The organism is Gilliamella sp. B3892 (genome assembly GCF_026536305.1).
Lineage (GTDB): Bacteria > Pseudomonadota > Gammaproteobacteria > Enterobacterales > Orbaceae > Gilliamella.
The window spans coordinates 251246-263446 of sequence record NZ_JAFNOK010000003.1 but is presented as its reverse complement, the minus strand read 5'-3'; the positions used below and the strand labels follow the sequence as shown (position 1 = coordinate 263446).

Sequence of the window (12201 nt, the reverse complement as noted above, 5' to 3'; positions counted from 1 at the left end):
GGTAAATGATAATGAATGTTTGGATTGTTGATGATGATAGTTCGATTCGTTGGGTATTAGAAAAAGCGCTGACTAATGCGCATTTTCATTGCGTCAGCTTTTCCAGCGGGCAAGCAGTCATCGATGCTTTAGTCAATCATCCCCAAAAACCAGCAGTTTTAATATCCGATATAAAAATGCCTGGGATTGACGGACTAACGTTACTGCACCACATAAAGGAGCAGATGCCTAATTTACCGGTGATTATTATGACGGCACATTCGGATTTAGATGCGGCTGTTAATGCTTATCAACGTGGCGCTTATGATTATATCCCTAAACCTTTTGATGTTGATGAAGTTATTCAATTGGTTGAACGAGCTATTTTACAAAATCAGAGCAATAATTCCTCGCATACCACTACGGTAAAAGCATCGACTGGTATTATTGGTGAAGCACCTTCAATGCAGGAAGTGTTTCGTATTATTGGGCGGTTATCTAAATCCTCAATTAGTGTTCTTATTAATGGGGAATCAGGAACAGGTAAAGAGCTGGTCGCTAAAGCGTTACATACCCATAGCCCACGTGCGCAATCGCCATTTATTGCACTTAATATGGCGGCCATTCCAAAAGATCTGATTGAATCTGAACTTTTTGGGCACGAAAAGGGCGCTTTTACTGGTGCGGCACAAATCAGACATGGGCGATTTGAACAAGCCAATGGCGGTACGCTATTTTTAGATGAAATTGGCGATATGCCATTAGATGTACAAACCCGATTATTAAGAGTACTTGCGGACGGGCAATTTTATCGAATTGGTGGTTATTCACCAATTAAAGTTGATGTGAGAATTATTGCTGCTACGCATCAAGACTTACAAGCTCGAGTTAGAGAAGGTAAATTCCGGGAAGATCTGTTCCATCGGCTCAATGTAATTCGTATTTTATTGCCACCATTACGTGATCGCTCTCAAGATATTCCAAAACTTGCCGAGCATTTTTTGCATACCACCGCTCAAGAATTAGGGGTTGAAAGTAAAGTATTAAGTCCGCAGGCACTTGAAATTTTATGCCTGTTTAATTGGCCAGGTAATGTAAGACAGCTCGAAAACGTTTGCCGGTGGGTGACTGTAATGTCTTCAAGTAAAGAGATACTGGTTCAGGATTTACCTGCTGAATTGCTTCATCCATGCACAGCTAATATTAGCGAGCCAAATGAAATATCGCCCCCTGTGATGTCGGTATCTAATTCGGACTGGCAACATGAGTTAGAAAATTGGGCTAAACAAGCTTTAGTCGCAGGTAAGACAGGAATATTAACCGAAGCTGTTGCAGATGTTGAGCGTATCTTATTAAATTGCGCACTAAATTTTACCCGAGGTCATAAACAAGATGCTGCTAATTTATTAGGTTGGGGGCGCAATACTTTAACCCGAAAATTAAAAGAGTTATCCAATGAAAATGATCGTGGTGCACACTGATGAATATATAAATTTTTTATTATAATGTTTTGCAATAGATATGATTTCTCCTTATTTAACGTTAATTTTACATATTCTTTGAAGTTTATTGAACACTGAGTTGTTTTTAGATACAATTTAATGATAATGATTATTATTTATCATTTATTTTGTTTTATCTAAACAAGTTAATAGGAGTTCATATGTATTCATTTATCAAAGTTAAAATTACAGTGCTGTTTGCTGTATTGCTGTTAGTTGTTGGGTGCGATAATAATAAGAATAACCAAAAAACAGATTATTCCAATATCGATGTTTGGAAAGATGCTCTGATAATTAAACACGCTCAAGGCGAAGCATCGTTTGAGTATGCTCCCAAAAAAGTAGCTGTTTTTAACATTGCAACGCTTGATATTATTGATGCATTAAATATTCCAGTCACAGCTGTGCCACAATCAGATGTCCATTTACCTGATTTCTTATCTAAATATAGTGATAAGTCCTATACTAACATTGGGACTTTGTTTGAGCCAAATTATGAAGTACTTAGCTCTATCAATCCTGACTTAATTATAGCAGGTGGACGAGCAACTGATGCCTATCCAAAATTGGAAAAATTAGCAAAAACAATCTCCTTAGATATCGATTCCAATAATTTCTTAGCGAGTTTAACTGAGCGAACTCGTCAATTAGGTTGGATTTTTGAAAAAGAGAAAGAAGCATCTAAATTGATTGAAGACTTTAATCAAAAAATAGAACAACTAAAACCAAAAACAAGTACAGCTGGTTCGGCGTTAATGATTATGGTTAATGGTGGCAAAATGTCAGCTTATGGTCCAAAATCTCGTTTTGGCTTTGTGTTTGATGTTTTAGGTTTCAAGCCGGCAGCTGTTTTCCAAGAAGCAGGCCGTCATGGTAATTCGATCACCAGTGAATTTGTTTTGAGTGTTGACCCGCAGTGGATATTTGTTATAGACCGTGATAGTGCCATTGGTAATAAAGAAGCGTTATCCGCACAACAAGTTTTAAATAACGAATTGATCCAAAAAACTGCCGCATGGAAAAATAATCATATTGTTTATCTGGATTCAACATCAATGTATATTGCTGGTGGTATTCAAACTTATAGTCGATTGATGGATCAAATAGAAGAAGCGTTACAAAAAACATCAACGAATAATTAGTGTATGATTAAATCGTTTTATTTTATGACAGCCATTGTCTTTTTAATGGTAATGGTTGTCGTAAGTCTGTTTATTGGTGCAGGGAATGTCACATTATCAGAACTCTGGACTGACAGTAACATGCGAGAAATCTTCTTTGTTAGCCGACTCCCTCGAACACTAGCATTATTATTAGCAGGTAGTGCTATGAGTGTGGCTGGCTTGATTATGCAGTTGCTCACTCAAAATCGATTTGTTGAACCCTCCCTTGTAGGCACGACGCAAGCGGCAAGTTTAGGACTGCTGGTAATGATGGTCTTTGCGCCTGCTGCTAGCGTCATGATCAAAATGGTTGTTGCAAGCCTATTTGCTTTATTCGGTACGCTGATTTTTATGTATATTTCTCGGAAAATTATGTATAAATCTGCACTTATGGTACCACTTATTGGCATTATGCTTGGGGCTGTGATCAGCGCAATTACCACTTTCTTCGCAATGTATTTTGATTTATTGCAGTCTCTTGCCGGGTGGGAATCGGGTGATTTTTCCGGAATTTTACAAGGACGATATGAACTCTTATGGTTAGTTGGGGGACTAACGTTGCTAGCTTGTTGGAATGCCGATCAGTTCACGGTGGTCGGTTTAGGGCGTGATTTTTCGGTTAATGTTGGTCTCAATTATCGCCGAGTGATGTTAATTGGCCTTATTGTTATCGCACTTATCGGGGGAATTGTTGTCGTTGTTGTTGGCGTATTGCCATTTTTAGGATTGATTGTCCCCAATATTGTAAGCTTATTAATGGGGGACAATGTCCGTAAAACGATTCCATGGATTTGTCTTTTGGGCAGTGGATTAGTGTTAATATGTGACATTATTGGGCGTGTTATCCGATATCCATTCGAAATTCCTGTGAGTGTTATCCTTGGTGTTATAGGTGCAGTTATCTTTTTAGTTTTATTGAGTCAAAAACGTCATGTCCGTTAATCTAAATCGTCAGTTTTCCAGCGCAAAACGGGTGATAATACTGTTAGTTCTCGCTCTAGTTTGCATTACTTGCTTTATGACCATTAATTTGAAAGGAAACATCAACTATATTCTCATGCATCGAACATGGATTATGTTAACCATGATTTTAGTTGCGTTTTCAGCGTCAACCTCAACGTTACTTTTCCAAACCCTAACCAATAATCGAATATTAACTCCATCGATAATGGGGTTTGAATCATTGTTTGTTTTAATTCAAACTATAATCATATTTTTTATTGATATTCAAGGCATCCCTTTTATTGGCGTAATAGGAAAATTTATATTTGAATCTTTAGTCTTGATTTTCTTTTCACTCTTTTTATATCAAGGCTTATTAACTAAACTTAAGCAAAATCTTCATTTGGTGCTATTAATTGGTATTGTTCTAGGCACACTATTTCGTAGTTTTTCCAATTTATTACAGCGATTAATGACGCCGACAGAATTTGCTGTATTGCAAAGCCGCATTTTTGCGACCTTTACTCGAGCGGAACCTGTGTTAATTCTATTTTCGCTAGCTATTGTAACCATAATTGGGCTGGTTTTGTGGCAAATGCGCTATCGATTTGATGTGTTAGCATTAGGGCGTGATAATGCCATTAGTTTAGGCCTCGATTATCAAAAAAATGTCTCGATAATCTTATTACTTGTATCAATCTTAGTTGCAATCTCTACTGCGCTGGTTGGACCATTTACTTTTTTAGGTCTGCTGATTGCAAATTTAGCCTATAGCGTAAGTGGATCTAGCCAACATCGTTACTTACTACCAACAGCCTTTTTATTAGGCATTATTTTTCTTGTAGGAGGACAAATGTTTTTAGAGCGAGTGCTAAATATGGTCGGTGCGCTATCGATTGTTATTGAGTTTATTGGAGGCACTTTATTTATCTTCTTATTATTGAAAAAGGTGCCAAAGTGATTGAAATTAACAATATCAGTAAAAATTACCAATCAATTTCAGTATTAAAAAATGTCAATGCCACTATAACCCAAGGCGGCATTACGACAATCATTGGCCCCAATGGTGCAGGCAAATCGACGTTACTTTCAATAATAAGTCGTCTGCTATTGGCTGACGAAGGCGAAGTAAAAATTCAAAATATGAATGTGGTTGATACACCTAGTGATAAACTTGCTACTTACTTATCTGTATTAAGACAAGAAAATCGCTTTACCAGTCGGCTGACCGTCTTTGACCTTGTCGGTTTTGGCCGTTATCCCTATTCTAAAGGGCGCTTAAATGCTAATGACTATGAGCATATTCATCGTGCTCTCGAGTTTTTAAATCTGACTGAATATAAAGATCGTTTTTTAGATGAACTCTCCGGCGGACAACGACAACGTGCTTATGTTGCCATGGTGCTTTGTCAAGATACTGAGTATGTTTTGCTTGATGAACCGCTAAACAATCTTGATATGAAACACGCAGTTTCGATGATGAAACAGTTACGGCGAGCGGCTGATGAGCTGGGTAAGACCATTGTGATTGTTATTCATGATATCAATTTTGCATCGGTTTATTCAGACTATATTTTAGCGATGAAAGATGGGAAATTGATTTATCAAGGCGAGCCAAAACAGATTATGGATGCGGCGATATTAGAAGAGATCTTTGATACTCCCGTTAAAATTGAGAATGTGCATGATCAAAATATTGCTATCTATTATTAGTTAATTTGATCAATTATCTTAGGTGTTGGTTAAAGTAACCATTTGTAATATCGACACTATTTTTTGTTTGTTAACATTGCAAATCATTGCATAAACAATACGGTCGATGTTTACAATGTAAGTTGATTTAGGTTAAATTACTAACAGTTTTTTGATTGAGAAAGTTTAATGAAATTAGAACAAATTGCTTTGTTAGCAGGTGTATCAAGAACAACTGCCAGCTATGTAATTAATGGAAAAGCAAAGAAGTATCGGGTAAGTGATAAAACCATTGAAAAAGTTATGGCGGTTGTAAAAGAGCATAACTATCAACCTAATGCGGTAGCGGCAGGATTAAGAGCAGGTAAAACACGCACAATTGGTATCATTATTCCTGATTTAGAAAATAACAGTTATACCCGAATAGCAAATTATCTAGAGCAACTTGTTCGCAAAGAGGGTTATCAGCTACTGCTTTCATGTTCGGAAGATAATCCTGAAATAGAAAAAGAGTGTGTTAAACACCTTAGACAACGCCGTGTTGATGCCTTAGTCATCTCATCTGCTTTCGTGTCTGATGATGATTATACTTTTTATGATGACTGGCAAAATAATGAAATGCCATTATTTGCGCTCGATAGAACATTATCGGCAGACCACTTTAGAAACATTGTTGGGGCTGATAAAGAAGATTCAAAGATGTTAGCGCAAACATTTAATCAATTTGTGAAGGGTAATATTGTTTATATTGGCGCATCACCAAATTTATCTGTAAGCCAGCTTCGTATGGCAGGTTTTAAAGATATTACACAAGACCACTGTAATAGGGTTGATTTTTTATGCGTAAATAATTATAGTCGGCACGATGCAGCGCTAACATTTAGTCGCTGGCTGGAAACAAATAAGATACCAGATGGTATTTTTTCAACCTCTTTTTCATTACTGCAAGGCGCAATTGATGCGATATTGAAAAAGTTAGGTCATCTACCAGAAAATTTAACTATTGCAACATTTGGCGATAATGAATTACTGGATTTTTTACCTTGTAAAGTGATAGCGCTTTCTCAAGATCATAAAGCAGTATCCAAAGTAACTATTGAGTTATTATTAAATAGTTTACAGAAAAAACAGTACCAACCCGGTACTACTGTTATACCAAGACGGTTAATCTATCGTGGTAGCTTTAGTCGGGATGGTAGCTTTAAGAATTAAAAGCTGTTTGAATTTTTAACAAAAATCAGATCTAGATCACAGATTAATTATTAATAGAAATAAAATATTTGATAATTAATAAGTTTGTATTCATTATTGCTGAAACGATTCAATATGATTCAATTATGGATTTAGAATTACTGAGTTATTTTAGTAGATCTAACATTTTAACCCCGAGGTATTTATTATATGTTTCATTTAGTTAAAGAAAATATTCATTTAAATGAACAAGCACCCAATAAAACAGAAGCAATAAAACAAATTGCAGCAGCCTTAACTAACGCCGGTTATGTGGAAGAAGGGTATGTTAATGGTATGCTTGAACGGGAAGAGCAAGCTGCAACTTATCTGGGTATCGGTATTGCTATTCCTCATGGTACAACTAAAACCCGCCATTTAGTTAAAAAAACAGGCGTACAAGTGTTTTGTTTCCCTGAAGGTGTTGAGTGGGGCGATGATGGTGAAAAAGCTTACTTAGCTATTGGTATTGCGGCAAGTTCTGATGAACATCTCGAACTATTGCGTCAACTGACTCATGTTCTGGGTGCTGACGGTGTTGAAGAACGAATTAAAAACATTCAATCTGCCGATGATGCGATTGCCATTTTGACCGGTAAAGAGAGTTCACAAGATAGCCAAATTAGTATTAATCATGATTGTGTCTTATTAGATATTACCGCCGACAGCCTAGCGACATTACAAGCATTAAATGCTTCACGCTTAAAACAACAAAATGCCGTTAACGCATCTTTTATTGCTAATGTGCTTGATAACAAACCTAATTATTTAGGCAGTGGTGTTTGGTTAAATGATAGCAAAGAAGGTAACTTAAAAAATGCGATTGCAATTAGTCGCACAGTCAGTGATCTGAGTCAAGACGGTAACCCTGTAAAATTATTAATCACAATGTCAGCAACTGATGATAGCGTGTGTGAAATTATTGCTAATATTGCAACGTTGACCTTTAACCAAAAATTAGATCAACTATTGTCGGCCAATATTGATACGCTTAATCATCTTCTGGTAGCAGGTGGTGAGGGGGTTGCTTGTGATAATACTCAAGCAGAATCAGCCGTTAGTCAGAATCAATCAACCACGACTGAAACCAGTGGTGAAACCTTAACGCGTGATTTTATTGTACCAAATGAAAACGGTTTACATACCCGACCTTCGTCAGTACTGGTTAAACTTGTCAAAGAGTTTAACAGCAAAGTTACAGTGGCAAATCTTGACGGTAAAGGTGAAGCGGTAAGCGCAACCAGTCTTATGAAAATTGTCGCTCTGGGTGCTAAAAAAGGTAGCCGATTAAGATTTACCGCTGTGGGTGATGATGCACAACAAGCCCTTGATGCAATTGGTCAAGCAATTGAAAGTGGTTTAGGCGAGGGCGTTTAGTGATGACATATCGTGTTGCAACTATTACCTTAAATCCAGCTTATGATCTTTTGGGATTTTGTCCCAAAGTGGAACTTGGTGATGTGAACCTTGTTCAAACTAATGCTTTACTTGCCGCTGGCAAAGGCATTAATGTCGCTAAAGTATTATCTGATTTAGATGTTAAATTGACCGTTGGTGGCTTTTTAGGTAAAGAAAATCGTGATGGCTTTAATTTGTTATTCAAATCCTTAAATGTGGTCGACAAATTCCAAACGATTGAAGGCCGTACTCGTATCAATGTTAAATTGACCGAAGAAAATAGTGAAGTGACGGATCTTAATTTTTCCGGCTTTACTATCAGCGAAAATGACTGGCAACTGTTTGTGAAAAGCTCGCTTGAATGGTTGAAAGATATCGATATGGTGGCAATCAGTGGTAGTTTGCCAGCGGGCGTTTCGCTTGATAAGTTCACTGATTGGATGAAACAAGTCAAAGCCATTTGTCCAAAAATTGTGTTTGATAGCTCAAGAGATGCTTTGGTTGCCGGTTTAAAAGCCAAACCATGGTTAATTAAACCTAATGATAAAGAATTAGAAATGTGGGTAGGACGGAAATTAACCACCCTACCAGAAATCAAAACAGCTGCCATGGAACTTATTGATGGCGGTGTTGAGAACGTGGTAATTTCACTAGGAAGTAAAGGTGCTTTATGGGTAACAAAACACGAAGCATGGTTGGCAAAACCGCCTAAATGTCAGGTAGTTAGCACTGTTGGTGCTGGTGATTCTATGGTTGGTGGTTTAATGTATGGTCTGATGACTAATCTATCCATTAAAGACACCTTAGTATTTGCATCAAGTGTTGCCGCTTTATCAGTTGGACAAGCAGGAGTTGGTATATCTGACCGTCAAGCAGTCACTAACATGCTTTCAAAAATTGAAATAATTGCGGGATAGGAGTATTCATGAATATATATATAGTTGAAGGTAGTCATTCTGGTCCGGTTAACGGACGTTTGGCTAAAGCAGAACTAGCTTTAGCTGCCAATTCATTAAATTTAAAAATCGCAGAAAATGCTCAATCTGCTGATGTCATTGTTGCTGTTGGTGGTGGTGATATCGGTGATCAGTCTGTGATAGGCAAAAAAGTTTATGTGGTGGAAGATTTAAATGAAATCTTTGCTAACCCTAAACAGATTTTAAATGATGCGCCGACTAAAGCGAGTGTTTACCAACAATCAACTTCAGCAGCGCCAGCATCTAAGCCAGATACAGGTGTAAAACGTATTGTTGCGGTCACAGCTTGTCCAACCGGTGTTGCTCATACCTTTATGGCAGCTGAAGCGATCGAAGAAGAAGCCAAAAAACGTGGTTGGTGGTGTAAAGTAGAAACCCGTGGTTCTGTGGGTGTAGGTAATGAATTAACGCCAGAAGAGATCGCTGCGGCTGATGTTGTGATTGCAGCTTGCGATATCGATGTCGATCTCAGTAAATTTGCCGGTAAAAAACTATACCGAACTAAGACTGGTCCAGCTCTTAAAAAGACTGCTCAAGAGTTAGATAAAGCATTTGAAGAAGCGACGGTTTATCAACCTTCGGCGGGTGCCTCATCCGGAAAATCAAGCAATGAGAAAAAAGGTGTCTATCAACATCTTTTAACCGGTGTTTCTTATATGTTACCAATGGTAGTTGCGGGCGGATTGATTATTGCACTCTCTTTTGCCTTTGGGTCATTTGAAATGCAAGATGGTGTCCAAAAACTTGTCGGTGAACCTCATTTAGCTGAAATTGGTGGTTTAGCCTTCTCGTTAATGGTGCCTTTACTTGCCGGCTATATCTCTTACTCGATCGCTGACCGACCGGGTCTTGCTCCGGGGCTTGTTGGTGGTTTGCTTGCAGTATCAACGGGAGCTGGTTTCCTAGGTGGTATTATTATTGGTTATTTTGCGGGTTATATATCTATGATCATCGCCAAATATTTACCATTACCACAAAGTATGGAAGCACTCAAACCAATCTTAATTGTACCGTTGCTTGCTACGCTGGCAACCGGACTTGTTATGCAATTTGTCGTTGGTGAGCCAGTCTCATGGTTGATGCGGAATGTTGCATCATGGCTTAACTCAATGGGTACTGGTAATGCTGTTATTTTAGGTGCGATTTTAGGCGGTATGATGTGTACTGATATGGGCGGACCAATCAATAAAGTTGCGTATGCATTCGGTACAGGTTTAATCTCTTCACAAGTTTATGCACCTATGGCGGCAGTTATGGCTGGCGGTATGGTACCACCATTAGCGATGGGAATTGCCACACTTATTGCCCGCAAAAAATTTGCTAAAGCAGAACAAGAAAGTGGTAAAGCGTCTCTAGTTTTAGGCTTATGCTTTATCTCTGAAGGAGCGATTCCTTTTGCAGCGCGTGATCCGCTACGTGTAATCCCTTGTTGTATTATTGGTGGAGCAATCACTGGTGGTATGGCATTAGCATTTGGCTCAACGCTAATGACTCCACATGGTGGATTATTTGCTTTGGCAATACCTGGGGTTGTGAAACCAGTTGTTGGATATTTATTATCAATTGTTGCTGGTTCACTTATTGCAGGTATTGCTTATGCATTAATTAAAGCACCCGAATCGGTGAATGAAAATCCTCAAGCTGCTTAACAGAAATAAAATACTAAAAACGCCGTCAAATGATGGCGTTTTTTTATTCCGGTTATTAGCTTTTATTTTTTTACCCAACGCTGCAAATCTTTAGGTACAAACTCATCCATACGTTTGAGTATTAATTCGTTATTATCGCTCACAATTAATGTTTGATAAAAACTATCCCGAATAAAGCCCTCATTAACCGAATGTTCCAGAAAGTTTAATAATGATTGCCAAAATCCGCTCACATTAAACAAAGCAACCGGCTTTTCGTGATAACCTATTTGCATACCCGTCCAAACTTCAAAAACTTCTTCGAGCGTGCCTGTTCCGCCCGGCATAGCGATAAAACCGTCAGCTAGCTCAGAAAGCCTGGCTTTACGTTGATGCATATTTTCGACGACTTCTAAACGGGTAATACCGTGGTGCGCTGTCTCAGCTTGTACTAAACGTTCGGGAATAACGCCAATAACTTCACCACCATTGGCTAAGACCGCATTAGCAATAATTCCCATTAAACCTTTATTGCCACCGCCGTAGATCAAACGTCTGTTTTGATTGGCAATGGTTTTGCCTAATTGTTCAGCGGCTAAACGATATTCCGGAGACGTGCCCTCACTGGCACCACAAAAAACACATATATTTTTTTTCATTAATTTATCAACAATATTAAGCTAAAGAATGCTAATAATAGCATATAAATCGCATGATTTGTTTATAAGGTGAGCAGTTGGTTATATTTAGTGTATTAACGATTGACACAGCAGCCTTTGATGGTTAATATTCTCCCCGTTGAGTGTTCCTCCATAGTTCAGTCGGTAGAACGGCGGACTGTTAATCCGTATGTCACTGGTTCAAGTCCAGTTGGAGGAGCCAACTTTCCACTTCATCTCATACCTATACATCTTTATTTATAAATCAATATATTATATTTTTTTAGTATTCCTCTTATCCATATACATCTATCTTTTTTTCTATCAATTCAATATTTTTTCGGGTTCAAATGAGGGTTAGCAAAAATGCTCATTTTTTCCTCAAGGAAAAGAATTCTATGCCAAAAATAATTAAAAGATTAACAGATAATCAAATTAAAAATAGTCGAGCAAATGATAAAAACTTGTATTTAAGAGACGGAAATGGTTTAGTTCTTATTGTTCGAAAAAACAATGTTAAAAAATGGGTTTTTTAATATACGATCCTATAAATAAATTTGTGTATTTGCCTATTTTTGAACTACTCTAATGATAAAAAAATAGGTAGATAAAAAATAGACGAAAAAAGACTAAGAGAAATGGCCGTAGAGCTTGCCAAAGGCATAAAGACTCAGGAAGATTTAGGCAAATTAACGGGCTTTATGAATAAGCTGGTGATTGAAACGGTGTTAAATGAAGAAATGGCGCAGACATTGGATAATATCAGCCCCTTCTTTGTTTATTCTAAGGATATTCGCAAAGCGATTTATACCACTAATGCAATAGAATCTTTAAATAGTGTTATTCGTCATGCTATCAAGAAACGTAAGGTTTTCCCGACCGATGACTCAGTTAAAAAGGTCATCTATTTAGCGATACAACAAGCTTCTAAAAAATGACAATGCCTATCCAAAACTGGAAAATAAACAAAATATAGGATAGGGTCAAGCTAACTTAAGGGTTGGCTTTATGATTTATTTTTATTGTTTTTT

General features: G+C 37.6%; 11 protein-coding genes, 1 tRNA gene and 1 pseudogene. 12 read left to right on the top strand and 1 reads right to left on the bottom strand.

The genetic code is table 11. From position 1 onward, the window contains the following. The first annotated feature begins 11 nt into the window (after positions 1-11). The 9 genes from glnG to fruA all read left to right on the top strand — a co-directional run bounded on the left by glnG (position 12) and on the right by fruA (position 10532). A complete protein-coding gene (glnG, locus tag J3U74_RS05470) occupies positions 12-1460 on the top strand; it encodes a nitrogen regulation protein NR(I) (RefSeq protein WP_267329416.1) in 1449 nt (482 codons plus the stop codon). 182 nt (positions 1461-1642) lie between these two features. Next, positions 1643-2623, top strand: coding sequence for a siderophore ABC transporter substrate-binding protein (locus J3U74_RS05465; protein ID WP_267329417.1), 981 nt, complete (start codon positions 1643-1645; stop codon positions 2621-2623). 6 nt (positions 2624-2629) lie between these two features. Next, positions 2630-3586, top strand: a complete 957-nt coding sequence (locus J3U74_RS05460; protein WP_366518707.1) for an ABC transporter permease — start codon at positions 2630-2632, stop codon at positions 3584-3586. Beyond that, positions 3576-4547, top strand: coding sequence for an iron chelate uptake ABC transporter family permease subunit (locus J3U74_RS05455; protein ID WP_267329418.1), 972 nt, complete (start codon positions 3576-3578; stop codon positions 4545-4547). The genes J3U74_RS05460 and J3U74_RS05455 overlap by 11 nt, the downstream gene beginning before the upstream one ends. Continuing rightward, positions 4544-5299: an ABC transporter ATP-binding protein gene (locus tag J3U74_RS05450; protein ID WP_267329419.1), complete on the top strand. Its 756-nt coding sequence runs from the start codon at positions 4544-4546 to the stop codon at positions 5297-5299. The genes J3U74_RS05455 and J3U74_RS05450 overlap by 4 nt, the downstream gene beginning before the upstream one ends. 168 nt (positions 5300-5467) lie before the next feature. Further along, positions 5468-6490 (top strand): catabolite repressor/activator, encoded by a 1023-nt coding sequence (cra, locus tag J3U74_RS05445; RefSeq protein WP_267329420.1) that lies wholly within the window; start codon positions 5468-5470, stop codon positions 6488-6490. 189 nt (positions 6491-6679) lie between these two features. Next, a complete protein-coding gene (gene fruB / locus J3U74_RS05440; protein ID WP_267329421.1) occupies positions 6680-7885 on the top strand; it encodes a fused PTS fructose transporter subunit IIA/HPr protein in 1206 nt (401 codons plus the stop codon). Between the two features lie 2 nt (positions 7886-7887). Further along, the gene (fruK, locus tag J3U74_RS05435; RefSeq protein ID WP_267329422.1) at positions 7888-8823 is read left to right on the top strand and encodes a 1-phosphofructokinase; all 936 of its coding nucleotides are present in this window, start codon (positions 7888-7890) and stop codon (positions 8821-8823) included. Positions 8824-8831: 8 nt separating this feature from the next. Beyond that, a complete protein-coding gene (gene fruA, locus J3U74_RS05430) occupies positions 8832-10532 on the top strand; it encodes a PTS fructose transporter subunit IIBC (protein ID WP_267329423.1) in 1701 nt (566 codons plus the stop codon). 62 nt (positions 10533-10594) lie between these two features. On the opposite strand, the gene J3U74_RS05425 is transcribed toward fruA, so the two are convergent. Further along, the gene (locus J3U74_RS05425; protein ID WP_267329424.1) at positions 10595-11170 is read right to left on the bottom strand and encodes a TIGR00730 family Rossman fold protein; all 576 of its coding nucleotides are present in this window, start codon (positions 11168-11170) and stop codon (positions 10595-10597) included. Between the two features lie 147 nt (positions 11171-11317). Between J3U74_RS05425 and J3U74_RS05420 the strand changes: the two genes are divergently transcribed. From J3U74_RS05420 to J3U74_RS05410, 3 genes and pseudogenes are all read left to right on the top strand, one after another. Beyond that, positions 11318-11393, top strand: a tRNA-Asn gene (locus J3U74_RS05420). Positions 11394-11568: 175 nt separating this feature from the next. Continuing rightward, positions 11569-11706 (top strand): Arm DNA-binding domain-containing protein, encoded by a 138-nt coding sequence (locus J3U74_RS05415; RefSeq protein ID WP_267328898.1) that lies wholly within the window; start codon positions 11569-11571, stop codon positions 11704-11706. 222 nt (positions 11707-11928) lie between these two features. Further along, a pseudogene (locus J3U74_RS05410) lies at positions 11929-12146 on the top strand (transposase); the annotation flags it as partial. Positions 12147-12201: the final 55 nt, after the last annotated feature.